At 49.1% G+C, this 26,714-nt stretch carries 49 protein-coding genes, 1 tRNA gene and 1 pseudogene; 21 read left to right on the forward strand and 30 right to left on the reverse strand.

From position 1 onward, the window contains the following. Nucleotides 1–147: 147 nt before the first annotated feature. The 23 genes from QEN31_RS17990 to QEN31_RS18100 all read right to left on the reverse strand — a co-directional run bounded on the left by QEN31_RS17990 (nt 148) and on the right by QEN31_RS18100 (nt 9,879). Nucleotides 148–597: a lysis protein gene (locus QEN31_RS17990; protein ID WP_011233123.1), complete on the reverse strand. Its 450-nt coding sequence runs from the start codon at nt 595–597 to the stop codon at nt 148–150. A 17-nt stretch (nt 598–614) separates the two neighbouring features. Continuing rightward, complete coding sequence (locus QEN31_RS17995; RefSeq protein WP_001167374.1) at nt 615–1,052, reverse strand: lysozyme; 438 nt, start codon at nt 1,050–1,052, stop codon at nt 615–617. Next, nucleotides 1,036–1,362 (reverse strand): phage holin, lambda family, encoded by a 327-nt coding sequence (locus tag QEN31_RS18000; RefSeq protein WP_000738703.1) that lies wholly within the window; start codon nt 1,360–1,362, stop codon nt 1,036–1,038. Before QEN31_RS18000 ends, QEN31_RS17995 begins: the two co-directional genes overlap by 17 nt. 434 nt (nt 1,363–1,796) lie before the next feature. Then, nucleotides 1,797–2,420, reverse strand: a complete 624-nt coding sequence (locus QEN31_RS18005) for an antitermination protein (protein ID WP_001235452.1) — start codon at nt 2,418–2,420, stop codon at nt 1,797–1,799. Then, on the reverse strand, nt 2,417–2,596 hold the full coding sequence (locus tag QEN31_RS18010; RefSeq protein ID WP_023170970.1) for a hypothetical protein: 180 nt from the start codon (nt 2,594–2,596) through the stop codon (nt 2,417–2,419). Before QEN31_RS18010 ends, QEN31_RS18005 begins: the two co-directional genes overlap by 4 nt. Further along, a complete protein-coding gene (locus QEN31_RS18015; protein WP_000188966.1) occupies nt 2,577–2,780 on the reverse strand; it encodes a phage NinH family protein in 204 nt (67 codons plus the stop codon). Before QEN31_RS18015 ends, QEN31_RS18010 begins: the two co-directional genes overlap by 20 nt. Beyond that, nucleotides 2,777–3,433: an HNH endonuclease signature motif containing protein gene (locus tag QEN31_RS18020; protein WP_286102133.1), complete on the reverse strand. Its 657-nt coding sequence runs from the start codon at nt 3,431–3,433 to the stop codon at nt 2,777–2,779. Before QEN31_RS18020 ends, QEN31_RS18015 begins: the two co-directional genes overlap by 4 nt. Next, nucleotides 3,430–3,825 (reverse strand): crossover junction endodeoxyribonuclease RusA, encoded by a 396-nt coding sequence (gene rusA, locus QEN31_RS18025; RefSeq protein ID WP_023206523.1) that lies wholly within the window; start codon nt 3,823–3,825, stop codon nt 3,430–3,432. Before rusA ends, QEN31_RS18020 begins: the two co-directional genes overlap by 4 nt. Next, nucleotides 3,822–4,103: a hypothetical protein gene (locus QEN31_RS18030; RefSeq protein ID WP_001218098.1), complete on the reverse strand. Its 282-nt coding sequence runs from the start codon at nt 4,101–4,103 to the stop codon at nt 3,822–3,824. Before QEN31_RS18030 ends, rusA begins: the two co-directional genes overlap by 4 nt. Beyond that, complete coding sequence (locus QEN31_RS18035; RefSeq protein WP_072103172.1) at nt 4,081–4,257, reverse strand: protein NinF; 177 nt, start codon at nt 4,255–4,257, stop codon at nt 4,081–4,083. The genes QEN31_RS18030 and QEN31_RS18035 overlap by 23 nt, the downstream gene beginning before the upstream one ends. A 1-nt stretch (nt 4,258) precedes the next feature. After that, nucleotides 4,259–4,435, reverse strand: a complete 177-nt coding sequence (locus tag QEN31_RS18040) for a NinE family protein (protein ID WP_000113770.1) — start codon at nt 4,433–4,435, stop codon at nt 4,259–4,261. Then, entirely contained in the window at nt 4,402–4,602 is a 201-nt protein-coding gene (gene ninD, locus QEN31_RS18045; protein ID WP_308738160.1) for a protein NinD, read from the reverse strand. The genes QEN31_RS18040 and ninD overlap by 34 nt, the downstream gene beginning before the upstream one ends. Continuing rightward, on the reverse strand, nt 4,572–5,018 hold the full coding sequence (locus QEN31_RS18050) for a recombination protein NinB (RefSeq protein WP_001748047.1): 447 nt from the start codon (nt 5,016–5,018) through the stop codon (nt 4,572–4,574). Before QEN31_RS18050 ends, ninD begins: the two co-directional genes overlap by 31 nt. After that, nucleotides 4,975–5,241 carry a Lar family restriction alleviation protein gene (locus QEN31_RS18055; RefSeq protein WP_071788188.1) on the reverse strand — a complete coding sequence of 89 codons (267 nt, stop codon included), beginning with the start codon at nt 5,239–5,241 and terminating at the stop codon, nt 4,975–4,977. Before QEN31_RS18055 ends, QEN31_RS18050 begins: the two co-directional genes overlap by 44 nt. Continuing rightward, nucleotides 5,196–5,459, reverse strand: a complete 264-nt coding sequence (locus QEN31_RS18060; RefSeq protein WP_024159706.1) for a hypothetical protein — start codon at nt 5,457–5,459, stop codon at nt 5,196–5,198. The genes QEN31_RS18055 and QEN31_RS18060 overlap by 46 nt, the downstream gene beginning before the upstream one ends. An 11-nt stretch (nt 5,460–5,470) precedes the next feature. Beyond that, nucleotides 5,471–5,668, reverse strand: coding sequence for a hypothetical protein (locus QEN31_RS18065; protein ID WP_023170973.1), 198 nt, complete (start codon nt 5,666–5,668; stop codon nt 5,471–5,473). Nucleotides 5,669–5,679: 11 nt separating this feature from the next. Next, entirely contained in the window at nt 5,680–5,886 is a 207-nt protein-coding gene (locus QEN31_RS18070) for a hypothetical protein (RefSeq protein ID WP_023170974.1), read from the reverse strand. Between the two features lie 72 nt (nt 5,887–5,958). Further along, nucleotides 5,959–6,237 (reverse strand): hypothetical protein, encoded by a 279-nt coding sequence (locus tag QEN31_RS18075; RefSeq protein WP_001064628.1) that lies wholly within the window; start codon nt 6,235–6,237, stop codon nt 5,959–5,961. After that, a complete protein-coding gene (locus QEN31_RS18080; protein ID WP_024132273.1) occupies nt 6,238–8,118 on the reverse strand; it encodes a toprim domain-containing protein in 1,881 nt (626 codons plus the stop codon). It lies immediately after the preceding gene. Between the two features lie 107 nt (nt 8,119–8,225). Beyond that, a complete protein-coding gene (locus tag QEN31_RS18085) occupies nt 8,226–9,086 on the reverse strand; it encodes a replication protein (protein ID WP_000067066.1) in 861 nt (286 codons plus the stop codon). Next, nucleotides 9,079–9,225 carry a DUF2740 family protein gene (locus tag QEN31_RS18090; protein ID WP_001125982.1) on the reverse strand — a complete coding sequence of 49 codons (147 nt, stop codon included), beginning with the start codon at nt 9,223–9,225 and terminating at the stop codon, nt 9,079–9,081. Before QEN31_RS18090 ends, QEN31_RS18085 begins: the two co-directional genes overlap by 8 nt. A gap of 32 nt (nt 9,226–9,257) precedes the next feature. Further along, on the reverse strand, nt 9,258–9,554 hold the full coding sequence (locus QEN31_RS18095; RefSeq protein WP_308415943.1) for a CII family transcriptional regulator: 297 nt from the start codon (nt 9,552–9,554) through the stop codon (nt 9,258–9,260). Between the two features lie 109 nt (nt 9,555–9,663). Further along, nucleotides 9,664–9,879 carry a helix-turn-helix transcriptional regulator gene (locus QEN31_RS18100; RefSeq protein ID WP_000067727.1) on the reverse strand — a complete coding sequence of 72 codons (216 nt, stop codon included), beginning with the start codon at nt 9,877–9,879 and terminating at the stop codon, nt 9,664–9,666. Nucleotides 9,880–9,954: 75 nt separating this feature from the next. Between QEN31_RS18100 and QEN31_RS18105 the strand changes: the two genes are divergently transcribed. Together QEN31_RS18105 and QEN31_RS18110 are read left to right on the forward strand one after the other, a co-directional pair. Next, on the forward strand, nt 9,955–10,650 hold the full coding sequence (locus tag QEN31_RS18105) for a LexA family protein (RefSeq protein ID WP_014532159.1): 696 nt from the start codon (nt 9,955–9,957) through the stop codon (nt 10,648–10,650). A gap of 375 nt (nt 10,651–11,025) precedes the next feature. Next, nucleotides 11,026–11,328: a transcriptional antitermination N peptide gene (locus QEN31_RS18110; RefSeq protein ID WP_327258358.1), complete on the forward strand. Its 303-nt coding sequence runs from the start codon at nt 11,026–11,028 to the stop codon at nt 11,326–11,328. Nucleotides 11,329–11,348: 20 nt separating this feature from the next. Here the strand turns inward: QEN31_RS18110 and QEN31_RS18115 are convergent, their stop codons facing one another. Further along, nucleotides 11,349–11,927, reverse strand: coding sequence for a superinfection exclusion B family protein (locus tag QEN31_RS18115; RefSeq protein ID WP_001682202.1), 579 nt, complete (start codon nt 11,925–11,927; stop codon nt 11,349–11,351). 192 nt (nt 11,928–12,119) lie between these two features. On the opposite strand from QEN31_RS18115, the gene QEN31_RS18120 reads away from it, so the two are divergent. The 17 genes and pseudogenes from QEN31_RS18120 to QEN31_RS18200 all read left to right on the forward strand — a co-directional run bounded on the left by QEN31_RS18120 (nt 12,120) and on the right by QEN31_RS18200 (nt 18,659). Then, the gene (locus QEN31_RS18120; protein WP_327258360.1) at nt 12,120–12,749 is read left to right on the forward strand and encodes a pentapeptide repeat-containing protein; all 630 of its coding nucleotides are present in this window, start codon (nt 12,120–12,122) and stop codon (nt 12,747–12,749) included. After that, nucleotides 12,749–12,874, forward strand: coding sequence for a hypothetical protein (locus QEN31_RS18125; protein ID WP_000405108.1), 126 nt, complete (start codon nt 12,749–12,751; stop codon nt 12,872–12,874). Before QEN31_RS18120 ends, QEN31_RS18125 begins: the two co-directional genes overlap by 1 nt. A gap of 206 nt (nt 12,875–13,080) precedes the next feature. After that, a complete protein-coding gene (locus tag QEN31_RS18130; RefSeq protein ID WP_024144985.1) occupies nt 13,081–13,239 on the forward strand; it encodes a protease FtsH-inhibitory lysogeny factor CIII in 159 nt (52 codons plus the stop codon). Continuing rightward, entirely contained in the window at nt 13,220–13,408 is a 189-nt protein-coding gene (locus tag QEN31_RS18135) for a DUF5444 family protein (protein WP_000156731.1), read from the forward strand. Before QEN31_RS18130 ends, QEN31_RS18135 begins: the two co-directional genes overlap by 20 nt. Continuing rightward, complete coding sequence (locus QEN31_RS18140; RefSeq protein WP_058685122.1) at nt 13,398–13,541, forward strand: hypothetical protein; 144 nt, start codon at nt 13,398–13,400, stop codon at nt 13,539–13,541. The genes QEN31_RS18135 and QEN31_RS18140 overlap by 11 nt, the downstream gene beginning before the upstream one ends. Further along, nucleotides 13,538–14,245 (forward strand): Rad52/Rad22 family DNA repair protein, encoded by a 708-nt coding sequence (locus QEN31_RS18145; RefSeq protein WP_023167638.1) that lies wholly within the window; start codon nt 13,538–13,540, stop codon nt 14,243–14,245. The genes QEN31_RS18140 and QEN31_RS18145 overlap by 4 nt, the downstream gene beginning before the upstream one ends. Further along, nucleotides 14,245–14,529 carry a sigma factor-like helix-turn-helix DNA-binding protein gene (locus QEN31_RS18150; RefSeq protein WP_001253478.1) on the forward strand — a complete coding sequence of 95 codons (285 nt, stop codon included), beginning with the start codon at nt 14,245–14,247 and terminating at the stop codon, nt 14,527–14,529. Before QEN31_RS18145 ends, QEN31_RS18150 begins: the two co-directional genes overlap by 1 nt. A 46-nt stretch (nt 14,530–14,575) precedes the next feature. Next, the gene (locus QEN31_RS18155) at nt 14,576–14,869 is read left to right on the forward strand and encodes a phage anti-RecBCD protein (RefSeq protein ID WP_022630922.1); all 294 of its coding nucleotides are present in this window, start codon (nt 14,576–14,578) and stop codon (nt 14,867–14,869) included. A 10-nt stretch (nt 14,870–14,879) separates the two neighbouring features. Beyond that, nucleotides 14,880–15,044 carry a DUF2737 family protein gene (locus QEN31_RS18160; RefSeq protein ID WP_023167639.1) on the forward strand — a complete coding sequence of 55 codons (165 nt, stop codon included), beginning with the start codon at nt 14,880–14,882 and terminating at the stop codon, nt 15,042–15,044. Then, nucleotides 15,041–15,439: a hypothetical protein gene (locus QEN31_RS18165; protein WP_022630920.1), complete on the forward strand. Its 399-nt coding sequence runs from the start codon at nt 15,041–15,043 to the stop codon at nt 15,437–15,439. Before QEN31_RS18160 ends, QEN31_RS18165 begins: the two co-directional genes overlap by 4 nt. Beyond that, a complete protein-coding gene (locus QEN31_RS18170; protein ID WP_022630919.1) occupies nt 15,436–15,735 on the forward strand; it encodes a DUF7739 domain-containing protein in 300 nt (99 codons plus the stop codon). Before QEN31_RS18165 ends, QEN31_RS18170 begins: the two co-directional genes overlap by 4 nt. A 1-nt stretch (nt 15,736) precedes the next feature. Continuing rightward, complete coding sequence (locus tag QEN31_RS18175; RefSeq protein ID WP_022630918.1) at nt 15,737–16,186, forward strand: ead/Ea22-like family protein; 450 nt, start codon at nt 15,737–15,739, stop codon at nt 16,184–16,186. Beyond that, on the forward strand, nt 16,186–16,659 hold the full coding sequence (locus tag QEN31_RS18180; RefSeq protein ID WP_022630917.1) for a class I SAM-dependent methyltransferase: 474 nt from the start codon (nt 16,186–16,188) through the stop codon (nt 16,657–16,659). Before QEN31_RS18175 ends, QEN31_RS18180 begins: the two co-directional genes overlap by 1 nt. 3 nt (nt 16,660–16,662) lie before the next feature. Further along, nucleotides 16,663–16,789, forward strand: a pseudogene (locus tag QEN31_RS18185) (DUF551 domain-containing protein); the annotation flags it as partial. Between the two features lie 336 nt (nt 16,790–17,125). Next, nucleotides 17,126–17,266 carry a hypothetical protein gene (locus QEN31_RS18190; protein WP_153266261.1) on the forward strand — a complete coding sequence of 47 codons (141 nt, stop codon included), beginning with the start codon at nt 17,126–17,128 and terminating at the stop codon, nt 17,264–17,266. 2 nt (nt 17,267–17,268) lie between these two features. Continuing rightward, nucleotides 17,269–17,619, forward strand: a complete 351-nt coding sequence (locus tag QEN31_RS18195; protein ID WP_000443634.1) for a helix-turn-helix domain-containing protein — start codon at nt 17,269–17,271, stop codon at nt 17,617–17,619. Beyond that, nucleotides 17,541–18,659 (forward strand): tyrosine-type recombinase/integrase, encoded by a 1,119-nt coding sequence (locus QEN31_RS18200; protein ID WP_327258397.1) that lies wholly within the window; start codon nt 17,541–17,543, stop codon nt 18,657–18,659. Before QEN31_RS18195 ends, QEN31_RS18200 begins: the two co-directional genes overlap by 79 nt. A gap of 14 nt (nt 18,660–18,673) precedes the next feature. On the opposite strand, the gene QEN31_RS18205 is transcribed toward QEN31_RS18200, so the two are convergent. The 3 genes from QEN31_RS18205 to proB form a co-directional block, all read right to left on the reverse strand. Continuing rightward, nucleotides 18,674–18,749: transfer RNA gene (locus tag QEN31_RS18205), tRNA-Thr, on the reverse strand. Nucleotides 18,750–18,864: 115 nt separating this feature from the next. Then, entirely contained in the window at nt 18,865–20,112 is a 1,248-nt protein-coding gene (proA, locus tag QEN31_RS18210) for a glutamate-5-semialdehyde dehydrogenase (protein ID WP_000893223.1), read from the reverse strand. An 11-nt stretch (nt 20,113–20,123) separates the two neighbouring features. Next, nucleotides 20,124–21,227 (reverse strand): glutamate 5-kinase, encoded by a 1,104-nt coding sequence (gene proB / locus QEN31_RS18215; protein WP_001285273.1) that lies wholly within the window; start codon nt 21,225–21,227, stop codon nt 20,124–20,126. A gap of 282 nt (nt 21,228–21,509) precedes the next feature. Here proB and phoE point away from each other — a divergent pair, with 282 nt between their 5' ends. Further along, nucleotides 21,510–22,562, forward strand: coding sequence for a phosphoporin PhoE (gene phoE, locus QEN31_RS18220; protein WP_001043667.1), 1,053 nt, complete (start codon nt 21,510–21,512; stop codon nt 22,560–22,562). Nucleotides 22,563–22,612: 50 nt separating this feature from the next. Here the strand turns inward: phoE and crl are convergent, their stop codons facing one another. The 3 genes from crl to gpt all read right to left on the reverse strand — a co-directional run bounded on the left by crl (nt 22,613) and on the right by gpt (nt 24,863). After that, entirely contained in the window at nt 22,613–23,014 is a 402-nt protein-coding gene (crl, locus tag QEN31_RS18225) for a sigma factor-binding protein Crl (protein WP_000174696.1), read from the reverse strand. Between the two features lie 57 nt (nt 23,015–23,071). Continuing rightward, on the reverse strand, nt 23,072–24,316 hold the full coding sequence (gene frsA / locus QEN31_RS18230; RefSeq protein WP_000189588.1) for an esterase FrsA: 1,245 nt from the start codon (nt 24,314–24,316) through the stop codon (nt 23,072–23,074). An 88-nt stretch (nt 24,317–24,404) separates the two neighbouring features. Next, nucleotides 24,405–24,863 (reverse strand): xanthine phosphoribosyltransferase, encoded by a 459-nt coding sequence (gene gpt, locus QEN31_RS18235; protein WP_001292018.1) that lies wholly within the window; start codon nt 24,861–24,863, stop codon nt 24,405–24,407. Nucleotides 24,864–25,111: 248 nt separating this feature from the next. On the opposite strand from gpt, the gene pepD reads away from it, so the two are divergent. Next, complete coding sequence (gene pepD / locus QEN31_RS18240) at nt 25,112–26,569, forward strand: cytosol nonspecific dipeptidase (protein WP_001292977.1); 1,458 nt, start codon at nt 25,112–25,114, stop codon at nt 26,567–26,569. Nucleotides 26,570–26,714: the final 145 nt, after the last annotated feature.

Genomic DNA, 26,714 nt, shown 5'->3' on the forward strand with positions numbered 1-26,714 from the left:
CATATACGGCAGTTCTCAGGCTCAGCTTTCTGAAAGACTCGGGATTGTTACGCGCTGCGATGCGCGGTTTACTGCAGATGTAAAAAAGCCCCGCAAATGCGAGGCATTTTCCTGAAAGTCACTTGTTAAATTTCTATGTGATGGAAATTACTTCAGGCATTGCGTCCTGATGTACTCCTGAAGCGTTCTCAGTGCTGTTTGGTCGCTGATGATTCCATCCCGGATACCGAGAACGTTTCGTCCAGCAACTGGAGAGAGTTCGACGGTGGCATCATTGCCCATGCCGGAGGCGCTGGAGGTTTCGGCTGAGGATGGCACAGGACATTTGCCTTTGACGAGCACCCGACCACCATTATCAAGCTTGCGCCGAAGAGCATCATTTTCAGCTTTCTCATCAGCTAACTCCTTCGTGTATTTAGCATCGAGTGCATCAGCATCAAGCTGGCGCTGCTGCATGTCAGTAATGGTGGCGTTCGCCTTCTCCAGTTCACTGGCCTTGTTATCGCGCTGCTCTTTGTAGGAGATGGCGTTATCACGGTAATGATTTGCCAGCCGACCGGAAACAATTAGCGAGACGAGCAACAGGCCAACAAACATCGTTTTCCAGTTGAACATCATGACAGGAACAGCGCTCTTTCTCGCCGCCTCCTAGGAAGGAGAATATCAGGGTCCTTACCAGCTTTTTTCCATAACAGGAAAGCATCTGCTGCTGCCTGGTAATTCTTTAAATTCAACTGGCGCAGAACGGTAGATCCAGCAAATGCTGATTTACCTATATTGAATATAAGGCTACATAGTGCATCATATTGGTTCTGATTCAGCGTAACGCGAACAAGACTACTTATCGCATCTTCAACCCACTGCAAATCTTCTTTAAGCAGTTCAGACGATTTTTCGGATGTGATTGTCATCCCTGATACGACAGGATTACCATCCACTTTTCCGGTATGTCCAACCCCAATGGTTGGTATCCCCCTGCTATCTGGATAGGCTTTTAGTCTCTCGCCCTCTTCACGTTTTAATCTGGTGATTCCGTTACTGCTGATTTGCATCATCGACTCCGGCTTTTTTAGCAGCGAAGCGTTTGATTAGCGAACCAATCGAGTCTGTGCCGATATAGCCGATAAATACACTCGCTATGTAAGCAAGATTGCTACTCAGTCCGGCGAAGACTAAAAGGTCACGAATGAACCAGGCGATAATGGCGCACATCGTTGCGTCTATTAGTGTTTTCTTAAACGCACCGCCATTATACCGACCGCGAAGGTACGCCATTGCAAACGCAAGGATTGCCCCGATGCCCTGTTCCTTTGCCGCCATCATGGCGGTTAACAGATCATGTTTTTCTGGCATCTTTTTCATGTCTTACCTCACGACCGTGAGGATTTGTTCAATGTTATGAATTGGTTGATATTGGAAAGAACAAATCCAGGATACAGTGATTAGTAACGTGGTTTGTTCGTGACTAAAGGCATGAGCAAATCAGGCAGGAGGCTGTTAGCGCAGTCTCTTGCCGCCCATTTTCACGAATCCCAGCCATAGCGCTGGGTTTTCTTTTGTGTAAAACGCCCTACCCCGTCGCCACGAATGAGCAAGGGTATCTGGATGTGTTCTGGTGATTGGTGATAGGGCGCTTTCAGAAATGTCGTGCTTAAAACGCAAAATGCCCCGAGCGGTTAAACTCAGGGCTTTATTTAACGAGTGCATTTATCCATCGTTGAGTCAAATTTACCCAACTTTATTCAAAAAGTCAATATCATGCTGTTAATATGTTGCCATCCGTAGCAATCATGCTATTAACGCGTGACCGCATTCAAAATATTGTCTGCGATTGACTCTTCCTTGTGGCATTGCACCACCAAAGCGTCATACAGCGGCTTAACAGTGCGTGACCAGGTGGGTTGGGTAAGGTTTGGGATTAGCATCGTTACAGCGCGATATGCGGCGCTTGCTGGCATTCTTGAATAGCCGACACCTTTGCATCTTCCGCACTCTTTCTCAACAACTCTCCCCCACTGCTCTGTTTTGGCTATATCAACCGCACGGCCTGTACCGTGGCAATCTCTGCATCTTGCGCCCGGAGTCGCGGCACTACGGCAATAATCCGCATAAGCGAATGTTGCGAGCACTTGCAGTACCTTTGCCTTAGTATTTCCTTCGAGCTTTGCCACACCACAATATTTCCCCGATACCTTGTGTGCAAATTGCATCAGATAGTTGATAGCCTTTTGTTTGTCATTCTGGCTGAGTTCGTGCTTGCCGCAGAATGCAGCCATACCGAATCCGGCTTGTGATTGCGCCATCCCCATAGCAGCCATCACATCAGTACCGGAAAGAGAGTCAGAAGCCGTAGCCCGCGGTGAGTCACTCATCATCGGGCTTTTTGGCGAATGAAATTTAGCTACGCTTTCGAGTCTCATGCAGCATCGCCTCCCGCTGGCTTGTTCAATCCAAGCCGGTTCACCAGTTCACGCTCTCGCTCATTCAGATAATCCATCGCCTTCTGGTGTTGCTCCGTCATCTCTCTGACGCTGCGTAATTCAGCCTCGTCACGTTCACGCTGCTGTTTTGCCTGGTTAATGCTGGTTACGGTCATAAATACCTCTCCCGCCCTGATGAATCATTAAAACGCCGTTAACGATGGCGTGATACCTGGCTTCTTTGTCGTACAGATAACGCCTGACTGTGTTGCGGTGGCACGATAAGCGCCGAGCGACTTCTGTCTGGTTTCCGTATGTCTCAATGAGTAACTCTGGGATGGTTTTGATAGATGGAGTCATGCTGCCTCACTTCTGCTTTCACACAGGTCTTTAAGTTTCTGCTGATACTCACCGTATTTCGGTTGGTATCCATTTGCCTTCTTACCTCGATGTGTGAGCTTTTGACCGAATAGCGCCTGCTCTACGCTCATTCCTTTCCTAAGCCTGAACAGAATTGTATTCCCGGCGATGCTTACTCTTGGGTCACGCGACCATTCCGCTGGGGTTTTTGTTTCCCCATTGAAGGTGATGGCGTGGCTGGTTTTTCTGGTATGTGAGGGGATATGAATACGTGATCGCATTACATTGCAGGCATTGCATAAAACTCTAAGGTTATCTGGGTTGTTGTTATTGACTCTGTCATCCTTGTGGTCAATATGCGCATTCGCCCAAGTAACATATTTTCCGCACAATTCGCATGGAGGTAAATGCTCTCCGAACTTTGCATACACAGCCTTCCTATGCTCGTACACGAATCCATTCTTCATTGCCAGGGGATGAGATGGCTCTTTAATCATCACGTATCCATTGGCGTTCGCCGAGATGCCTTTTCCTTTTCCATGTTTAGTCAGTTCGTATGTTCCGTATCGCATCATTCTGAAGTAATGCTTTTGGCATACCTGCTGTTCCATGTACCTGCATTCGCGATCGCAACCATCAATCTTGCATTTCATGCGGCCTCCAGTAGTTCCGTAATCATTGGCAAATTTCCGCACGTCTCAGTCACTACCAGCACAAGCATCCCTCCTTTAATCGCCTGACAGCGCTTGATACGCATATCGTCTATCTGACCGTCATCCAGCCAGAATCCCGCACTGGTGAGTGCGTCAAAAACGGCCTTTGGCAAATTGTCCAGGTCGCGTTTGCGGTTATCGGGAGGTGCTGCGTGGATGGTGATTCTGATGCGTGGTGTTATTTTGATGTCTAACTGTTGTTGCTGAATTATTTCGATTACTTCTCGCCGGTATCGCTTTCCCCAATCGCTGATGTAGTGGATTCCTCGTGAGTGACGCCAGTAGCGGTTATTGGATGGAGGCCACGGCAACGCTATACGGTATTCGTTCATCGCACTGTTACCCTCCCTTCGCGTGTTAACTTTTGCAACGTTAAGACAATGGCGCGGTCCATTTCTGAGCGTCGCTCTTCCCGGCTTAAATCTTTTCCGTTGTCGATTCGCTCATGGCATGACGGGCAAAGCGCCGCCGTTAGGCTGTCGTCAACCTTTAGCCCTATTCCCTTTCCTTCGTTGCGATGCGCAGCCTGAACTCCATATCGACCACACAGAACGCAGCAATCTATCTCCCTTACTGCCTGAAGCCATTTATTGCTCCTGAATATCCTCATTAGACATATCTCCATTCGGATCTCGATATACCAGCCATTCGTTGATGCATTCTGCACAGGCGTAAATTTCATCAGGTGCCAGCTGCTTGTTACATCCGGCGCATAAGGCTCTCGCTATACTTTCCTGCTCGTAACTTCGATTGGGGTCAATCACCTTATTTCCTCGCACGTTCTCTAAGCCACCGGATATCCCACAGGTGAGCCGTGTAATTGAAGGTTTTTACGTCAGATTCTTTTGGGATTGGCTTGCGTTTATTTCTGGAGCGTTTCGTTGGAAGGTATTTGCAGTTTTCGCAGATTATGTCGGTGATACTTCGTCGCTGTCGTGCCATACGTCCTCCTTCGTCTCTGGCAGCGGGAAATTACCTACTGGCGACCGCTCACATCTGATACACCATTGGTGCCAATAAGGTTGATTTGGCCGGAATCGATAATCGTCTTTGCTTTCTCCGCATCGATAACATCGTCTCATGCTGCCCTCCCCGTTCGTTGTGACCATTCATACTCACGCCGGGAATCATCACTCCATCGCACGTTACGTTCTGAGCCGAACCAGAACATGATTTCGATAAGCTCTGTCATGCTGGCCTTCCTCATTTTGCTGGTACGTACCCCAAGAAGAACAACACCGCCGTCAATACCGGGTACGCTTCTTTGCTTCAGCTTTTTAGTCTTGAGCCACAGCGCGGTGAAGATGTCTTTCCAGTCTTCTGGAGGCAGTCGTTGACCATGCCAAAGCACCTGACGGGAGACGTCCTGAAGCATCGGCCACATACGGTCGTTCTGCGCTTTGGTTCGCTTAGGTTCTTTGACGTGGACTTCGTGGGGTGACTTGTCGTCGATGGGTAGTGAGAGAATGGCGTCTATGGCGTTATTTCTGATTGCTTCGTTGCGAAGCAGATAGGTTTGCTTCATGGTTTACCCTCTGGTTCCATGCCTCTGCCGTTTTCTCTTCTGTCTCATAAAGTCCTGTCCTGCTTTCGCATACCCAGCACTCCGCCCAATACCAATAGGTACCAACTTCTGTGCCGTCAGTTGTGAATGTTTCAGCATGTCCTCCACAAAACGGGCACGCTTTTAACTCGCTCATACTTACCCCTTCACTTTGATTCCAGCAGCGCGGATGGCTTCTGCGCATTCCTGAATTCCAGCGTTTCTTCCATCATCCCAATCAACCAGGTCAGGAATGGGGTAGTCATCGCCGGAGATATCATTTTTTGCTGGCAACTCAATCGAAATAGCAGAACGTGAAGCAGACCATATTTTCTCTCCCCATCCCTCAGCGCAACTTTTCCGAAGCTCTTCTTGCTCAGGGTGTCTCCACCATTCCAAAAACTGCTTTCTTGATTCGTCCATATTCCTCTCCATCAATGAACCTGCTCGCCATCGCTAACTTTCAGACGCATTGTCCCGTCTTCCCATTCGTGCAGATACTCCGTCTTGTTCTCGGCAGCCATAAAACCACGGGCATAAGACAGACAGTAATTCAATGGGCTTTCTCCGACCTTAGCCAACGCATCCATGGCGTCACAAAATAATTTCTCTGCTTGTTTCTTTCTCATCATTACTCTCACTTTTAGTTGATAAAACGCCACGCCATTTTTGCTATCGCTACAGGTACAATTCCGATAAGTACCCAGGTAAACGCAGCACCAAACAACGTAGAGAATGGGTCTTTACCGCCATTAACAAGGCTAATGTAGCTACGCAGAACAATAAAAAACGTCAGAAGAATCCATCCAACGCCAATGCATTTGATGGCGGCGAGCATCCAATTAACCATGCTTACCTCTCCCCCAAATAAAAAGGCCTGCGATTACCAGCAGGCCTGTTATTAGCTCAGTGATGTAGATGGTCATTGCCAGCACTCCTCATTGTCACGGTCTCTCCATGTGAGCCATATAAACTCATAGACGAACGGGATAAATGCCTCAAAAAACCGTTTCCACTGCTCATCAGAAAATCCTGTCGCTTTATCAACCATCAGCTCTATTGGATGTTGCCCCTTTGGTGGTCGAGTGACACCTGACAACCTTTCAAATTGCATAATGAGCTCTTCTTCGTCGATACATCTGTTCAAAACAGCAATGAAGCGGGGATTCAAAAGCATTTCAGGTATTATTTGGTTGTTCATTCAGTACTCCGTAACATTCTCCTGCCTCCACACTTCGTCATACTCCGACTTCGGCATGTTAGCTATGTAGTTGTATGGTGACGCACCTTCCATTTGCAGGAACTGGTGAGACTGCTCGTCAAGAAATAACGGCACACCGCCTTCCCACCCTTCCCCGTTTCGCTGCTTCTCAAGCATTAAAACAGATGCGGGCGCAGCAAGAAGTTGCTGGTCTTTCTCGTTAATTTGCTCGCCAGCCTGAACGCGCTGTAACGCTCTCTCGCGAGCTTTATTGCGCCAGATGATAAACAGGTTATCTGTGAGGTCTGTAATCGCTCCTGAGCCTTTTACGTCCATTTTCCCGGTGGGTTTCTCCTCGCTGTCTCCTTTCCTTGAGTGAGTAACGAGAATGATGTGGGAATTGGTTTTGTTTTTGAAATCGCACAACGCATCAACAAACGCTTTCTGTCCGTTGTAGTCGTCATCACCGATCCCGCATTTCATGAGGCTGTCGATAATGAATAACTGGATGCCGTATCGCCGTCTTGCGTATGTGAAAATTTCAATCAGGCGTTCAGCCTTGGCTGTACCTGTCAGGCCAAATAACCATAGCCGGTCATCGTAAAACTTAAATGCTGATTCGATTTCCAGAACTGGCGGCATTTTGCAACATGTAGACTGCCGGGTCAGGCGTTTGAGCAGAATCCCGGGCTTCAGTTCAAGCGATGCGACGCATGTTTTTACCCCCTGCCTCATGGCCTCCAGCGCCATATGCCCGACAACCTCTGTTTTTCCGTGACCATTAACGCCATTAACGAGAGTCAACTCAGCTTCACGGAACTGGAAGTTGTAAGCCAGCGTTTCCCACGGTGGGTTAAACAGATACTGCTGCTTGCCGTAGAAAGCATTGATGGTGTCATGATAAAACTCACGGGCGCTGTAAAGCTCTTCGGGGTCGAAATATGACGCTGTCCCGATGTACTGCCAGATTTCATCCTCGGTGACGCCGTTCATCAGGCATTCGTTGATATCTTTGTGTGGCAGTGTAACCAGACGACAGCGATGTTCACCCAGTCGGCTTGCGATTTCCCTTGCAGCTTCGCGACCTACATCATCAACATCCATCGAAATGAATATTTCCTCAAACCTGTCTAGGTTATGGTATTCAAACTCAATCCACTGTTGTTTAGCGCCTTTCCCGCCACCGAACGGGACAGATAGCGCCTGGATTCCGTATTGTGCATAGCTCATGCAATCAATTTCGCCTTCGCAAAGCACAACCGCCCTCACGCCAGCATCGAGAGCCTGCCATCCGAACAGACAGGGTTCACAGTCACCTTCTGCCATGATGACTTTCTTCCCGTCCGGACGTTCAGTACTGATTCGCTTGACCTGCAGCAGCTCGCCATCGCGTTTGTACGGAAACACCAGGGCACTCAGTTCACGTTCGCCATTCCAGACCTTTCCGCTGACAACCTCGTATCGCTTCGCGACTTCAGGCGATATGCCACGCGATTGCAGGTACTCAAGATGTGATTCTGTTCTGGTAACGTAGCGGGCTATTTTCTTGCGGTCAGGTCTGGAGAATCTCTTCTCACGTTTGGCGTCGAAATGGTGATCGTCCTCCCTGATGCCGAGAAATGCCTTCGCTTCCTGCATGGCCTGATGCAGGTTAATTCCACGACACGCCATCCACAAATCAAGCATGTCACCGCCGTCTCCCTCAGCGAAATCAGCCCATTTTTTCTTTCCGCTAAGGTTAACCTTCAGACTGTTCCCCTTGTCGCCGTTGACGTTACCAGCAACCCATTCATGCCCGTCTTTCTTGCCGTTTGGCAACAGGTGAGGAGCCACCCTGTCAACCTGCGCCCAAAGCAGGTCGCTGAGTTCACTCGGTGTCATAATTCCCTCAGATTGAGATTTTTAAACCAGAAATCGACAAACGAAATACTTAACCAGCCGTGGTTATAACCAGCGACCAGTAGCGATTTGATTTTTGATTTCATGGTTCACCTGTCGAAAAACACGTAGCCAGTTTTCGATACGGTGATTGCGGATGATGGTTTGGATTGTGGTTGAATGGTTTCTGGCTTCTCGTCGTTCCAGCGTTGACCGTTCAGGTAGCTCGATGGTAACAACCTGTCGAATCCGAACTGCTTACCGTTCCTGCACGCGATATCTTCTGCCAGCATTGTGGCAAACTCGCTTGCCGTCCCCCTGGTGGTTTTACGCCACTCCCTGAACTGTGTTCTGAATGCCGAAGCTGCGTTTTTCTTCCCGGCTTTCCGCATGCCTGCACACCAGAATATTTCCTCGAATGCCTTGTCGGTTTCTTCGTAACGGTCAGGTGATTTTTCACACTCCGTCCGAACACTTTCGGACATAGTGTTTTTATTATTTCTTTTTTCTTTTGTAATAGTTTCTTTTGTGTGTCCCTGTTTTGGTGACAGCGCTGTCACCGTTTTGGTGACACTTTTTGTCACCAATGCAGTGACATTATCACCAGAGTAGTGACAGCCTTCGATTTGCCATTCCTCGATGTTCTTGTTTGGCCCGATTTGCTGGCCTTCGCGAAGGATAACCTTCATCGCGATAAGCTCATTCTTGGCCTTGTTTACCTTCTGTCTTGGCAGCCTGGTAATTTGAGCTAACTGACTATCAGAGATGCGATCCATCTTTTTACCGTAGCCGTATGTTTTACGGCATATGGCGTGGGCAACCTTGCTCTGATTTTTCGTTAAATCTGCGCCGATAAGCTCTTCATACAGGGCATTTGCAAGACGGGTATAACCATCTTCAACTTCTGCCACACGACGCTCCACAGGCCGTTGTGAAGGCCTTAAATGTGTTACGGTTGCAAGATTACTCATGACCTTTCTCCTTCTGCATCAGCTTCACCTTTTCCAACTCAGCCCGGAATCGACCAGGCTGTTTGAAGCTGGATAAGAACCGATCACGTAGTATGTTTTTGTGTAATTTGTCCTGGTCAGGACTGAGTTGTTTTGGCATAATTACTCCTGTGGATTGATCCAGTAATTCCCTCAGAATTGCATATCAATTTGCTTAAAATCCTCGGTGGCGGCCGGGGATTTTTTCTTTGTGATTTCATCAAGCGCATACTTAAAAGCCATACTAATCGGACTGATGTCTGATGCCATTCCAAAAGCACACAAGACCGAAGCAATAAATCTCCAGTCCGTTCTGCTTATCTTCGATTCATGACAGCCAATCATCTTTGCCAGACCGCGCTGGGTAAGCGTTGACAGGTTGATGAGTAAATCTGTTTCTGCGCGATCAACGTCGCGCTGTGATAGTTTGCTGTAACTTGTTTGTTCCATTTCTTACTATTTCCATAGGTAAATAATCACTAATACTCATCTTTCGATGAGTGATTAATTAGTTACCGCGTTGTCGGCGGTGCAGATTGATAAAGAGCTGATCCGCTTATTAAGCGGCTTTGTGTTCCGGCGGGAACACGTCATCAAGACTGACTTTTGCGCCTAACTTGTTTAGGCACGCAACAAGAGCACGGCATGTTTTAAGGTCTGGGAAGCGACGACCAGATTCCCAATGTCCGATAGCTCCCTGTGTGCATCCAACCGCCTTAGCAAGTGTTGTTTGAGAGATATTCAGTGACTCTCGATATTTTCGTAGGTTGCTCATATGCCCTCCATAGTAACCATGAAACAATAATACGATATGTACTTTTGGAATGCAAACAAAAAATACATCTTGTGCATGGATGGTTTTAGTACAGAGCGTAATAATAAGGATATGAAGATGAAATGGTATGAACTGGCTAGATCCAGAATGAAAGAACTCGGCATAACTCAAGAGAAGTTAGCTGAAGAGCTTGGTATGACGCAGGGTGGAATTGGTCACTGGTTGCGCGGATCTCGTCATCCATCTCTTGACGAGATTGGTGTGGTGTTTAAATACCTTGGTATTGATAACGTCTCATTCAACCACGACGGTACATTTTCACCTGTTGGCGAATACTCATCTGCCCCCGTTAAAAAACAATATGAGTACCCTGTTTTTTCTCATGTTCAGGCCGGGATGTTCTCGCCTGAGCTTAGAACCTTTACCAAAGGTGATGCGGAGAGATGGGTCAGCACAACCAAAAAAGCCAGTGATTGTGCGTTTTGGCTTGAAGTTGAAGGTAATTCCATGACCGCACCAACAGGTTCCAAGCCAAGCTTTCCTGACGGGATGTTAATTCTCGTTGACCCTGAGCAGGCTGTTGAGCCAGGTGATTTCTGCATAGCCAGACTTGGTGGTGACGAGTTTACCTTCAAGAAACTGATCAGGGATAGCGGTCAGGTGTTCCTACAACCACTAAACCCGCAATATCCAATGATCCCATGCAATGATAGCTGTTCCGTAGTAGGGAAAGTTATCGCCAGCCAGTGGCCTGAAGAGACATTTAGTTAACAGCCTCACCACTCTAAAACACACAACAATAACCCGACCTTAGCGTCGGGTTTTCTTTTTCCAAAATATAAATCAATAAAATACAAAGTGTTATAAAAAACTAACCACATTTAGAACATTTTGTATTGACTCAATAAAGTACACATCGTACTATTTAGCCATCAGCAGGAAGCTGGAAGCCAAACGGAACAGATTGGCAGGCTCTTTAACTTCGATGGGGCGCTGACAAAGCGCAAACAGATACCAAACGAGATGGGTTTGGGTTGCAGGTAGAAGCCAACCTCTTCGGCGGAGGCGCTCGGCAATGAGTACGCGGTCAGGGTTAGTCGCCTGGCTATCTGCAACACCAAAGCTATTTCACATGAGGATTAAATCATGACGGTTATTATCTACGGGAAGTCAACGTTTGCAGGCAATGCTAAAACTCGCCGTCATGAGCGGCGCAGAAAGCTAGCAATGGAGCGCGACACCATCTGCAATATCATCGATTCAATTTTTGGCTGCGATGCTCCTGATGCTTCTCAGGAAGTTAAAGCCAAAAGAATTGACCGTGTCACCAAAGCCATTTCGCTTGCCGGAACGCGTCAGAAGGAAGTTGAAGGAGGATCTGTACTTCTTCCAGACGTAGCACTTTACGCGGCTGGTCATCGTAAGAGCAAACAAATAACAGCGAGGTAAGGTATTCGTCGGTTAAGTCGTTATTTTTTGAGCTGTTCGTCCTGTACAATAAGTTCATTCATAAGAATGTCTGACTTCCCGGCAAATCTCATGTAGCACTCATTAAAATACTTTTCCGGGATAATAAAACGGTCAATATCAGGATATCCAATAGCAGAAGGCAATCGAGTGATAATCCCTTTTTTGAGCAATGAAATTGCTTCAGGGCTTCCCTTTTCTGTCTTTAGCTGGTTATTAGCGGCTACAGCGAATGCCAAATACGCTCTTTCTCCAAGAGTTAACGAATCAAACAAATCCCGAACGACTTTTTCTTCTCTGTCCTTACGCCGCTGAGCAGTTGATGCCTCAATTCTTTCAGTAACAGCGTGATAAACGGAATTAACAACACCGTTAAGCACATAGCTAACGCAGAACAACAGGATGTAATACATCCAGTAATGAGGAAGTATTTCTGGATTATGCAGGTTTATCCATTCTTTTACGCTTACCGGCATAACAATAATCAATACGATCAGGATGATTAGCATATGAATCAACTGTTTAAGTGTCATTCCTTGCAGGAAAAAACGCATTAGCTCCTGCCACCATGAGTTGTTCATCGGCGATTCTCTTTTTGCTCTCTGTAGGGGTGAATAGAGTTTATCCGATTTCTCGCTGTAGGGGTACACGAGAACCACCGAGCCTGATGTGGTTAAAAGACAGGCACAATCCAGAATTTTTTACAGCAAGCCTCTCATCTAATCAGGTCGCAATGCGGCCTTTTTTATTGCCAAAATTTAAGGAATAACAACATGAATTCAGCAGATTTATCGAAGATTCTTGAAGAACACAAAGTGTGGATTACCTCAATGCGTGAGAGCGGATCGAGAGCCAACCTGTGCGATGCCAACCTGTGCGATGCCAACCTGCGCGGTGCCGACCTGCGCGATGCCAACCTGTGCGATGCCAACCTGTGCGGTGCCAACCTGTGCGATGCCAACCTGTGCGGTGCCAACCTGTGCGGTGCCAACCTGTGCGGTGCCAACCTGTGCGGTGCCAACCTGTGCGATGCCAACCTGTGCGGTGCCAACCTGTGCGATACCAACCTGTGCGATGCCAACCTGTGCGATACCAACCTGCGCGGTGCCGACCTGTACGGTGCCGACCTGCGCGATGCCAACCTGTGCGGTGCCGACCTGCCTGATCTCACTTTCGTAATCCTGGGTGAGAAATACTTCATAAGTATAACGAACGGTGAATATGTACGAGCAGGGTGCCAGAACCACACAGTTGAGGAATGGAGAAAATATAGTAAGCAGGAAATTACTGAGATGGATGGTCGTAAAGCTCTAAAATTTTATCCACGATTGCTTTCGATAATTGACTTTTACCTCGGGGCCGGAGAATGGCCTGATTGGGTTAAAAGCGATGGGGAGGAGTGATGGAAATAAATAAAGAGCAGGCATCAGAAATTATCAAACTTATCGAACAAGCATTACTTGATGGGTTTGATGATGAAATTTTGGTTTCGCTACACGAAAGTCTTACCAAATTTGTCAGCGAATAAGCACCGATAGCAGATTTACGAGTCTGCTATGTGAGCAATTTCGCTCGTAACCAAACGAGGACGACGACTCGTTCTGGTTAATCGAAAAATCATCCCTTGATATTATTTGCCGCTCGCAGTCAGGGCGGCTTTTTTATCGCATATCCACAGCGCTTCATATCGAGGCGTTTTAGCTATGCCAATAAATGAAAATGGAGAATCCCACGATGACATTTACTATCGCGGGCGGTGCCGTCATGGGTATCGCACACCTTAATGAATCACTTTTAGAGCGTATCACCAGAAAATTACGGGCCGGATTGAAACGTCTCGGTGAAATTCTTAATCAGCCAGGAGTGCCACGCCATGACCATTACGCCTGTTAATGGAACAATTCTTGTTCAGCAAGGAAACAGGGAGTTCAACAAGCTATATGAGAAAGTATTTCCGGATACAAAACAGGGAATGTCTGATGCTTATACATGGGCTGCCGGAATAGCTCTTGGTTGGGATAAGTGGCAGGACGAAGAATGGGAGGCGCGTCATGTTGCATGATTTTGATGATGAAGAATTTATTGCTCTCATTTCTCCTAAAATTGAGGAGGAAGCGGAGCAGCAAATTAACTTAGCCGCAGAACGGCAGAATCCGGTTATTAGCTGGGATGAATTTGCGGGGTATTACTCATGAATCTGGATCAGTTAGATGAACCGTTCGCAGCTGAAGATATCGAATGGCGAATACAGCAAAGCGGTAAAACACGCGATGGCAAAGTGTGGGCTATGGTGCTGGCTTATGTCACGAACAGGGCAATCATGAAACGCCTGGACGATGTTTGCGGCAAAGCAGGATGGCGCAATGAATATCGCGATATTCCCAACAACGGTGGCGTTGAATGCGGCATATCAATCAAGATTGGTTCTGAATGGGTAACCAAATGGGATGCTGCTGAAAACACACAGGTAGAAGCCGTCAAAGGTGGTCGCTCCGGCGCAATGAAGCGTGCTGCCGTTCAGTGGGGAATTGGTCGGTATCTGTATAACCTTGAGGAAGGTTTTGCGCAGATATCCAGTGATAAGAAACAAGGATGGCACAGGGCCAAACTGAAGGATGGAACAGGATTTTACTGGCTCCCTCCATCGCTGCCGGACTGGGCCATGCCAGCCTCATGCAATCAACCATCACCAGAAAATACCAACCAGAAATCTCCATCGGTTGACTGCGAACAAATCCTGAAAGACTTCAGCGATTATGCAGCAACAGAAACTGACAAGAAAAAGCTAATTGAGAGATATCAGCATGACTGGCAATTATTGGCTGGTCACGATGATGCGCAGACAAAATGCGTTCAGGTAATGAATATCAGAATAAATGAGCTTAAACAGGTGGCTTAATGAGAAGATTAAACATAACTCCAGCGGAGATGGAGTCAGTTTGCGGTCGCATGGTAGCTTGCCGTGCAGCAGAACATCTGGGCCTAAACATAAATCAGTTTTATTACATAGCAAAAAAACTGTCATTAAAAACGGCATTCGTTAAGCCAAGATGGAGCGAAGACGAAGACAAAAGAATGCAGGCGCTTATCTCATCAGGCTATACACAAAGAAATGTAGCAAAAATTCTCGGGCGAAGTGAAGAGTCGGTAAAAAGCAGGCTATCACGTTTACGAAAGAAATAGCCCTATCCCTACCACATTATTCGGATAACCTACCCCGGAGTAAATTATGCCTGCACCTCTATATGGGGCGGACGACCCGCGCCGATGTTCCGGCAATTCCGTCTCGGATGTGCTGGATAAATTCAGAAAGAACTACGACCTGATAATGTCAATGCCGCAGGAAACGAAAGCAGAAAGAGATTTTCGAAATTCAATCTGGCTAGCTGAGCGTAACGAAAAAGAACTCATCAGGCAGACATCAATACGACCATTCCGCAAAGCAATATATACAAAATTCATTGAAATCGACCCGCGCCTTAAAAATTACCGCTCACGTTATGGCGCTATCAGTAATGACTGAGGAATTTACCATGAGAGGACTTGCATACAATCCCGGCATTCTTCCGGCAGAAATGATTATTCGCCAACGCGTAAAGCCAATGCCATCGAGAGAGGAATTGCTTAAGAGAAATTCTTTTCCGTCAGTAAATCAAAACAAATATCTGAATGAGATGTGGCGGAGTGGGAAGAAATGAAACAAATGACACTAATTGAGATGGATGGATTTCTGAAAGGTAAATGCATCCCACGAGATTTAAAGGTTAACGAAACAAACGCTGAATATCTGGTGCGTAAATTTGCTGAAGCGGAGGCCAAGTGCGCGGCGCTGGCAGCGGAGAATGCGGGGATGAAACACGCAATGGCCGTAACTCTTGAGCATGTGTCGGTCACGGATGCAGGGCAGGCCGGAGTTGCTGCAATGATTATCAACGATGCCCTACACCACAGCGAAACTCCAGCTACCGATGCATTCCTGGCTGAAGTGTGGGCGCAGGGGGTAGAGATGTTTGCTGACAATCTGTTGTGTCCAGACCTTGATGACACTATCCGTGACTTTGCTGCCCAGCTTCGCAAAGGAGGCAACCAGTGAGTGTATGTCTTATTGATAAACGTCGACGTGGGCAACAAATACCATCTGTTGAAATGCCGAATCACACATGGTTTTGCGTACTTGATATCGATGGTATGGATACGTTGATCGACACTCGTCATTACTGCGATACCGCAACAGCTACTCCTGCAAAAGCAAAGAAAATGGCTGCTCTGATAGAAAACTGGACTCCACCTGATGGTTGGTGCAATGGGAATGATCGAGATTGGCACGAAAAAATGAAGGGCTATATCTGCGATTTTTTACGTAAATGCAACGGATTCATGGTGATGTGACATGAGCGAGATTAACTATCAGGCCCTGCGTGAAAAGGCAGAGAAAGCAACGTGTGGTGTGTGGTCGCTCGAATATGGAGAGGGCCGATTTGATGGTGATGATGCACTAATTCATCGCGAGGCTGCTGGATATATTCCCATTTGCAGAATTGAAGGAGCGCATCCTGAAAGCGGTTTCGATGAAGATTTCCAAATGGAACAGCAGGCCAATGCTGAATTCATCGCCGCAGCCAGTCCAGCTGCCGTGCTGGCACTACTGGATGAACGGGAAGCAGCCAAAAAGCGCATTGCAGAACTGGAAGCACGGACGGTCAACTTACCAAAACGCAGCGTTGGTGAGGTCATGCACCTGAGCGGATTCAGCCGGGATTACGCCGAGGGTTGGTGTGCAGGTAATGACAATGCGATGCACGAAATACGCGCCGCTGGGATCAAGGTTAAGGAGTCGTGATGTCACAGCAAACAATTTTGGACATGTGCTGCGGCTCTCGCATGTTCTGGTTCAACAAACAGGATTCCCGCACCGTGTTCGCCGATATCCGTGCCGAAGAACACACATTGTGCGACGGTCGCCGTCTGGTTATCAGTCCTGATTTGATTGCTGATTTTCGCGCGCTACCGTTTGCTGATTCGTCGTTTCCGGTTGTGGTGTTTGATCCGCCTCATCTGGAACGTGTCGGTCAAACGGCCTGGATGGGTAAAAAATACGGGCACCTGAATAAAAAAACATGGCGCGCGGATATTCGCGCCGGGTTTAAAGAGGCATTCCGCGTATTGCGGCCACACGGTGTACTCATTTTTAAATGGAACGAAACGCAGATTCCGGTAAGCCAGATTTTGGCGCTGACGGACGTAAAACCAATTATTGGCCAGCGAACCGGGAAGAACGATAAAACCCACTGGATTATTTTTGTGAAGGACTAACCCATGACTACTATTACCAAAGAACGTATTGAATTGTTCGTTAAATCGCCGCTTGAAAACGGGCTTACCCGTGGTGAACAAATGGATCTGGCGCGTATCGCGCTGGCATCGCTGGAAGCTGAGCCAATTGGCTATATGAATCGCTTTACAGGGCGCGTGTTCAGTCTTGACGAACAACCAGGCGCTGACACTGACACAGATGTTTATGAGCCAGTATATGCCGCTCCGCCCGCGCCGGTAGTACCGGATGGTTACGCACTTGTACCCGTCGAACCTACGGACGAAATGATAGCTGCGGCGATGAACTGCGAAGATGTGATGTTCAATAGCGATGAGTCATTCTGCGTACAGTTCGGTAATATCTACGAGGCCATGCTCGCAGCAGCACCGCAAAAATAACAATCCTCGCACTCGCGGGGATTTTTTTATCTTAACTCGCTACGGCGGGTTTTGTTTTATGGAGCGAATGATGGTTCTTGTTATCAGTGCCACCTATCTTTGTCGCCGCGGGGATATTGATGGCGCGGTTTACGCAGGTATAGCAATTTTCGGATTTATTGAGCTTCTTGTAGAGATTGCTCTTCTCGCTTCAGTATTAGGAAAGTAACCATGGAATCACACAGCCTCACACTCGATGAGGCCTGTGCATTTCTCAAGATATCCAGACCTACCGCCACCAACTGGATTCGCACAGGCCGACTACAGGCAACACGTAAAGACCCCACCAAACCGAAATCCCCTTACCTCACCACACGACAAGCCTGCATTGCGGCACTTCAATCTCCGCTGCATACTGTCCAGGTGAGCGCGGGTGATGACATAACAGAGGAACTGAAATGTCACTATTCCGCAGAGGTGAAACCTGGTACGCCAGTTTCACATTGCCGAACGGCAAAAGATTTAAGCAGTCTCTTGGGACAAAGGACAAAAGGCAGGCCACAGAGCTTCATGACAAGCTGAAGGCAGAAGCATGGAGGGTAAGTAAATTAGGAGAGACGCCTGACATGACTTTTGAGGAGGCCTGTGTCAGGTGGTTAGAGGAGAAGGCGCATAAGAAGTCGCTGGATGATGACAAGAGTCGGATAGGATTCTGGCTCCAGCATTTTGCAGGGATGCAGTTGAAGGATATTACCGAGACGAAGATTTACTCCGCCATCCAGAAGATGACTAATCGGCGGCATGAGGAAAACTGGAAGTTAATGGATGAAGCTTGCAGGAAGAATGGGAAGCAACCTCCGGTATTCAAGCCTAAGCCGGCAGCAGTAGCCACAAAAGCAACTCACCTTTCATTCATTAAGGCACTCCTCCGGGCTGCTGAACGCGAATGGAAGATGCTGGATAAGGCTCCGATCATCAAAGTTCCTCAGCCGAAAAATAAGCGTATCCGCTGGCTTGAGCCTCACGAGGCAAAAAGGTTGATTGATGAATGCCAGGAACCGCTAAAGTCAGTCGTAGAGTTTGCGCTTTCTACTGGCTTAAGGCGGTCTAACATTATCAATCTGGAGTGGCAGCAGATAGACATGCAACGAAAGGTGGCATGGATACACCCGGAACAAAGCAAGTCTAATCATGCCATTGGAGTGGCGCTGAATGATACCGCTTGCCGGGTGCTGAAAAAGCAAATCGGCAATCATCACAAATGGGTGTTCGTCTACAAGGAAAGCAGCACCAAACCAGACGGAACTAAATCACCTGTAGTGAGGAAGATGCGCTATGACGCTAATACTGCATGGAGGGCAGCATTAAAACGAGCGGGCATTGAAGACTTCCGTTTTCATGACCTGAGGCACACGTGGGCAAGTTGGTTAGTTCAGGCTGGCGTTCCGATTTCGGTATTGCAGGAAATGGGTGGCTGGGAGTCTATCGAAATGGTTCGCCGATATGCTCATCTGGCACCAAATCACCTGACTGAACATGCTCGACAAATTGACTCGATTTTTGGTACTTCTGTCCCAAATATGTCCCACAGTAAAAATAAGGAAGGCACGAATAACACGTAAGTATTTGATTTAACTGGTGCCGATAATAGGAGTCGAACCTACGACCTTCGCATTACGAATGCGCTGCTCTACCAACTGAGCTATATCGGCCCTGAGAAGGGTGTGTTCACGCGGGTGAATCACGGGGTAGAAGGTTAAAACTAACCGGGCGGTGCGTCAATAGCCTTGCTACTCAACCGGCTATTTTTGCACCGCTCGTCATTAATTACGCACGAATCGTACCATCGCCAAAGCCGATCCACTTATAGGTGGTAAGCGCTTCAAGCCCCATCGGACCGCGGGCATGTAATTTCTGCGTGCTGACCGCCACTTCTGCGCCAAGCCCAAACTGCCCGCCGTCGGTAAAACGGGTAGAGGCGTTGACATAAACCGCAGCGGAATCCACTTCGTTCACAAAACGCGCAGCATTATGCATATCACACGTCAAAATCGCATCGGAGTGCTGAGTACCATGTTCGCGAATGTGAGCGATAGCGCCATCCATATTTTCGACCACCACAACGTTCAGATCCAGAGACAGAAACTCGTTATCCAGCTCTTCCGGTTTCAGCGGCACCAGTTTGGCAGGGCCATGCAGTTGCATGACGGTTTCATCCCCATGCAACGTTACGCCGCTCTCCGCCATCTGCTTGCTCAGCGCAGGCAAAAAGCGTTCTGCGATGTCCTGATGCACCAGCAAGGTTTCCACCGTGTTACAGGTGCTCGGGCGCTGGGTTTTGGCGTTGACAATAATCTTCAGCGCCGGGGCGATGTCTGCGCTGCTATCGACAAAAATATGGCACACGCCAATCCCGCCGGTAATCACCGGAATGGTGGATTGCTCGCGGCACAGTTTATGCAAGCCTGCGCCGCCGCGCGGGATCAGCATATCGATGTACTTATCCATACGCAGCATTTCATTGACCAGCGAACGATCCGGATTATCAATCGCCTGAACCGCCGCCTCCGGTAAACCGCAAGCTTTCAGCGCCTTCTGAATGACACGAACGGTTGCGGCATTCGTGCGATGCGTCTCTTTCCCACCGCGTAGAATCACCGCATTACCGGTTTTCAGACACAAAGAAGCCACATCAACGGTAACATTCGGACGCGCCTCATAGATAACGCCAACCACGCCCAACGGCACGCGGCGGCGCTCCAGACGTAGCCCGCTGTCCAGCAGACCGCCGTCGATCACCTGCCCGACCGGGTCGGCAAGATTACAGACCTGGCGCACATCGTCAGCAATCGCTTTCAGACGCGCAGGGGTCAGCGCCAGGCGGTCCAGCATCGCTTCGCTCAGGCCGTTGGCCCGCGCCTGCTCAACATCTTGTACGTTCGCGCTGAGGATACTTTCCATTTGCGCTTCCAGTTCATCGGCTATTTTTTCCAGCACGCGATTTTTTTCGCCGCTGGAGAGCAGCGCCAGCTTATACGACGCCGCTTTAGCAGCAATGCCCATTTGTTCCAGCATATGCCTGTTCCTTATCGAGTAATCATGTCATCACGATGAACAGCGACCGGGCCATATTCATAGCCCAGAATCGCATCGATTTGTTGAGAGTGGTGACCGGCTATCCGCCGCAGAGCATCACTGTTATAACGGCTGACGCCATGAGCGATATCACGCCCTTGCAGGTTACAAATTCTGATGACCTCCCCCCGCGAGAAATTGCCCGTCACGCTTTTGATGCCTTTTGGCAGAAGTGAACTGCCACGTTCCAGCATTGCCGCGGTCGCGCCTTCATCAACCGTAATTTCGCCTGCCGGCGGCGCGCCGAAGATCCAACGTTTTCGGTTCTCCAGCGGCGAGGCTTGCGCATGAAAACGGGTGCCGACGGAAATCCCCTCCATCACATCGCCGATAACGCCCGGTTTACTGCCTGAGGCAATAATCGTATCAATACCCGCGCGACAGGCCACGTCTGCCGCCTGAAGCTTAGTGCTCATACCACCGATTCCCAGCCCGGAAACGCTGTCTCCCGCGATAGAGCGCAGCGCATCGTCAACGCCATACACATCTTTGATAAGCTCCGCCTGCGGATTGCTACGCGGATCGGCGGTAAATAATCCTTGCTGATCGGTCAGCAGCAGCAGTTTATCCGCGCCTGCCAGGATAGCCGCCAGCGCGGAGAGGTTATCGTTATCGCCCACTTTAATTTCCGCTGTCGCAACGGCATCATTTTCATTGATAACCGGCACAATATGGTTATCCAGTAATGCACGTAGCGTATCGCGGGCGTTCAGAAAGCGCTCTCTGTCTTCCATATCCGCACGCGTCAACAGCATCTGCCCGATATGGATACCGTAAATTGAAAACAACTGCTCCCACAGTTGAATCAGGCGGCTTTGCCCTACCGCCGCCAGAAGCTGTTTAGAGGCGATCGTTGCCGGCAGTTCCGGGTAGCCGAGATGTTCACGTCCGGCGGCAATCGCGCCAGAGGTAACAATAACAATACGATGTCCCGCGGCGTGTAGCTGCGCGCACTGGCGGACAAGTTCTACGATATGGGCACGGTTCAGGCGGCGCGATCCGCCTGTTAGCACGCTGGTGCCGAGTTTTACGACCAGCGTCTGGCTGTCACTCATGATTCTCTGCCGTTCAAAATAAGAAATAAAGACCAAATGAACGTTTTAGCAGGACTGGCTCCGGTTGCCAACAACCTGTACGCGTAGCGTGAAATTTTGTTGCGCAGGATCAGCAAGCGTAGCGGCGGAATTTGACCATTTTATTACCGCAACAATTAAACATATTTTTTTAAAAAAATTCTCACTTTGTCATAAATCTTTCATTACCGAACGTTAAAAACCTTCCTGTTTTTTACCGGGTCTCCCGACAAATCATAGCGCGTAATTAAAACAGGAATGGAAATGAATAAGAGCACTCTGGCAATAGTGGTGAGTATCATCGCATCAGCATCTGTTCACGCCGCCGAGGTTTACAATAAAAACGGTAATAAGCTTGATGTGTATGGAAAAGTTAAAGCCATGCACTATATGAGCGATTATGACAGCAAAGATGGCGATCAAAGCTACGTTCGTTTTGGTTTTAAAGGCGAAACGCAAATTAACGATCAATTGACCGGCTACGGGCGCTGGGAAGCTGAGTTTGCCGGTAATAAAGCCGAAAGTGATTCGTCCCAGCAAAAAACCCGCCTGGCCTTTGCTGGCCTGAAATTAAAAGATATCGGTTCTTTTGACTATGGACGTAACCTGGGCGCGCTGTACGATGTTGAGGCCTGGACGGATATGTTTCCCGAATTCGGCGGCGACTCTTCCGCCCAGACCGATAATTTTATGACTAAACGCGCCAGCGGGCTGGCGACTTACCGCAATACCGATTTCTTCGGCATCGTTGATGGACTGGATCTTACCTTACAGTATCAGGGGAAAAACGAAGATCGCGATGTGAAAAAGCAAAACGGCGACGGCTTCGGCACATCCGTGAGCTATGATTTCGGCGGCAGCGATTTTGCCGTCAGCGGCGCTTATACTCTCTCCGATCGCACCAGGGAGCAAAATCTGCAGCGCCGCGGTACGGGCGATAAAGCCGAAGCCTGGGCTACGGGTGTTAAGTATGACGCTAATGATATTTATATTGCGACCTTCTATTCAGAAACCCGCAACATGACGCCAGTTTCCGGCGGATTTGCCAATAAAACCCAAAACTTCGAAGCGGTTATCCAGTATCAGTTTGATTTTGGTCTGCGTCCGTCATTAGGCTATGTGCTGTCAAAAGGCAAAGATATTGAGGGCGTCGGCAGTGAGGATTTGGTGAATTACATTGACGTTGGCGCAACCTATTACTTCAACAAAAATATGTCCGCGTTTGTAGATTACAAAATCAATCAGCTTGATAGCGATAACACGTTAGGCATTAATGACGATGATATTGTGGCAATAGGGTTGACCTACCAGTTCTGATAAGTCGCATTGTGCCTGATGGCGCTGCGCCATCAGGCATGGCAGCAGGGTTATGCCGACAGTTTTACCGGCTCGTCGTTGAAATCGTCAGACGGCTCCAGCGCCAGCTCCATAGAAATCAGCAGGTCGCGTAGTTTTTCATGAAACTCGCGTAGCGTGTATTCCAGTCGCTCCACCACTTCGGTTTCGTTAATCGGCACTACGGTCCAGTTGCCCTCTTTATCAAACAAACCAAACTGATAACGATAAGTGAAGCGTTTCTCTTGTGCTTCCAGCTCCATCCACCAGCCCCAAAATTCACGCTTCTCTGGCGCGGGCTTCACGTTGACGCAAACTGCCAGGCAATCGAAAAAAAAACGATTGTCTTCGCACTGCCCTTCCCGGATATAGGGGCCAAGCGCGGTAAATTTCTTGATCAATCTACTTTTCGGGTGTCCACTCGGTAACGTCATTGCGATCTCCTTTAATGAAGCAACTGTTTTACCAAATCAATAGAATTTATCAATCTATTAACACAATCTATGATTAATCCAGTCGGTAATTTCTTGCAGCGCGCGGTCAAAATTGCGGTACACCGGGTTAAAAGGGATCTCTATCAGCTTACCGTCTGAAGATGATGTTGTAATTAAGCGAGACTCTTCTTCCGGGCTGAAGGGATCGTTTTTCCAGAAGCCGGAAAGCATTGGCGTAGGACAACGTCTGCCCAGTAGCCCCTGTACTTTCAACGAATAGCGATTGAGCTCCACACGCAGCGCCTCATCCGAAGCATCATGCATACCCAGACGGCTGGCCAGCACATCCAGATACATCTCCGGCACCGTGCTCTGTCGTTGCGGATCGCTAAGTAGCGCATGGACCACCGGCCCCAGGCAAGCCACCGCTTTCAAACGCGGCGCTTCCAGATAGGCCAGACGCACCGCAACGTTGGCGCCAAAACGGAAACCAAACGCCGCAACACGGGTATGATCCACCCAGGGGACATTAGGAAGCGCTTTTAACACATGCTGATGGAGCAAGCTGGAATCCTGGGTTAATTTCCACTTTGATGAAAATCCAACCGAAGGCATATCAAGCGTTAACATCGCGATACCGCGCGGCGCGAAATAGCGTTCATACAGGGTGTAATAGTCGGTTTGCATGGCGTCCAGGCCGCCGCACATGAGCACCGTCGGAAACGGGCCATCCCCTTTCGGCATATGTAAAAACGCGGTGACAGGCGAACCGCCAGGAACGGCAAATTCCATTTCACGTAACGAGCCTGGCAACCGCTGCGCGGCCTCTTCATAGGCGCGATTCGCCAGCGCCTGCGCCTGCTCCGCCAGCTCATCGCCCTTCAAATGCGGGTAGGCGGCAATGTTATAGAGCGTTGAGGCATGAAGCCAGTAGCGTCCGCTGCGCATGGCGTCCTGTTCCTGACAGGCTTTCTGCTGCCAGTCCATCGCCTGCTTTGCCCACTCATAAATCCAGTTGCCGCCGCGGTAACCGATGACCGTATCGTATAAATCATCATCCGTTCGCTCTGCGTCGCTCATCACAATGCGCGCCTGCACATCAAGGATTTCTCGTGGATCAACGCCGCGCCAAATCCACATCAGGCGGTTTATCATGCGATACCAGTGCGGGACATTCTTACCGTCCAGCGCGGATTGCATGGGCGGCTGCGACCCACGATTGAACCGACGGACAAGGGTAGACGTTTCAGTATGTTTAAAGCGGGGTTTGAACAGGGTTTCGCTGAGGTTAGCCTGTGTCATTCGTGCAGCCTCCTTGGATACTCATAGAGGCTTATTGTAACCAATAAAACAGCGCCCGGCATTGCCGGGCGCTCTGAAAAGCTGCTGATTAACGACCTGAAATCGGCGGTACAAATACCACACCCATATCCCAGGGCTGTTCAATCCAGGTGTTCTGAGGAATATCAATAACATAATCATCAACCAGCGGACGGCCCGCCGGTTTAGCGAAAATCGTGACGAAATGCGCTTTAGGGTACATTTCACGAATCGCGACGGCGGTGCCGCCGGTATCGACCAGATCGTCGATGACGATAAAGCCTTCGCCGTCGCCTTCTGCACGTTTCAGCACTTTCAGTTCGCGCTGGTTATCGTGATCGTAGCTGGAGATGCATACGGTATCGACATGACGAATGCCCAATTCACGCGCCAGTAGTGCGCCCGGTACAAGGCCGCCACGACTTACGGCAATAATGCCTTTCCATTGTTCTGAAGGCATGAGGCGGCTCGCCAGTTTGCGTGCGTGAATCTGCAACATGTCCCAGGTGACGACGTATTTTTCGCTCATGTGAAGTGTCCCAGCCTGTTTATCTACGGCTTAAAAAGTGTTCGAGGGGGAAATAGTTGCGCGAGATTATAGAGACCTGACGCGCTAAAAACCAGTGTTTAGCGGAATCCACGCCTCTTTTTGTATGCTTTATACTACCCGCAGGCGGAGAAAGTGGTATTCTCAGTCGCATCTCGTAAGAGTTATCAATTCCGCTAACCCTGTGGCCTGTAAGAACGTTTTTCAGACCACCGCCAAGGAGACTTATCGTGTCTGAACTGTCTCAGTTATCACCACAACCTTTGTGGGATATTTTTGCCAAAATCTGTTCTATTCCTCACCCGTCCTATCACGAAGAGCAACTCGCGGAACATATTGTGAGTTGGGCCAAAGAGAAAGGCCTTTACGTGGATCGCGACCAGGTCGGTAATATTCTGATCCGTAAGCCCGCCACTGCAGGTATGGAAAATCGCAAGCCGGTCGTTTTACAGGCGCATCTGGATATGGTGCCGCAAAAAAATAGCGACACCGTTCACGACTTCACTACAGATCCTATCCAGCCTTATATTGATGGCGAATGGGTTAAAGCGCGCGGTACTACGCTCGGCGCCGACAATGGTATTGGAATGGCTTCTGCGTTAGCGGTACTGGCTGATGATAATGTCGTCCATGGCCCGCTGGAAGTGCTGCTGACCATGACCGAAGAAGCGGGCATGGATGGCGCGTTCGGCCTCCAGTCCGGCTGGTTGCAGGCCGACATCCTGATCAACACCGACTCTGAAGAAGAAGGTGAGATCTATATGGGCTGCGCAGGCGGTATTGATTTTACCTCTAATCTGCCGTTGACCCGTGAAGCTGTACCCGCAGGATTTGCGTGCTTTAAGCTAACCCTGAAAGGCCTGAAAGGCGGCCACTCCGGTGGTGAAATTCACCTCGGTCTTGGCAATGCCAACAAATTGCTGGCGCGTTTTCTGGCCGGGCACGCAGAAGAACTGGATCTGCGTCTGATCGATTTCAACGGCGGCACGCTGCGTAACGCGATTCCGCGCGAAGCGTTCGCTACCCTCGCCGTTGCCGCAGACAACGTAGGCGCTCTGAAAACATTAGTGAACGCTTACCAGGATATTCTGAAAAACGAACTGGCGGAAAAAGAGAAAAACCTGACGCTGCAACTCAATGAGGTTGCCAGTGATAAAGCCGCATTGACCGCGCCGTCACGCGATACCTTTGTGCGCCTGCTGAACGCAACGCCGAACGGCGTGATCCGCAATTCAGACGTGGCGAAAGGCGTAGTGGAAACATCGCTGAACGTTGGCGTGGTCACAATGTCTGATGCGAATGTCGAAATTCACTGCCTGATTCGCTCTCTTATCGACAGCGGTAAAGATTATGTGGTGAGTATGCTGGATTCGCTGGGCAAGCTGGCTGGCGCGAAAACCGAAGCAAAAGGCAGCTATCCTGGCTGGCAGCCCGATGCGAACTCGCCGGTCATGCACCTGGTGCGGGAAACCTATCAGCGTCTGTTCAACAAGACACCGAACATCCAGATTATCCACGCCGGCCTGGAATGCGGTCTGTTTAAGAAACCCTATCCGGATATGGACATGGTTTCTATTGGGCCTACCATTACCGGACCTCACTCTCCGGATGAGCAGGTACATATCGAAAGCGTCGGCCACTACTGGACTCTGCTGACCGAATTGCTGAAAGCGATTCCTGCGAAGTAAGAAAGCGCTAAAATGCCCGTCCCATTTCTGGACGGGCTATCAATATGGAATATCGGGTATCCATTGCCAGATAAGCTCTCCTGGATGCGCTGAATAGCGCTGCGGCTACACGCGAATAGCCAGACAGCCCTATAACAGCGCTGGT

Source organism: Salmonella sp. SA15303 (genome assembly GCF_029962125.1).
GTDB lineage: Bacteria > Pseudomonadota > Gammaproteobacteria > Enterobacterales > Enterobacteriaceae > Salmonella > Salmonella enterica.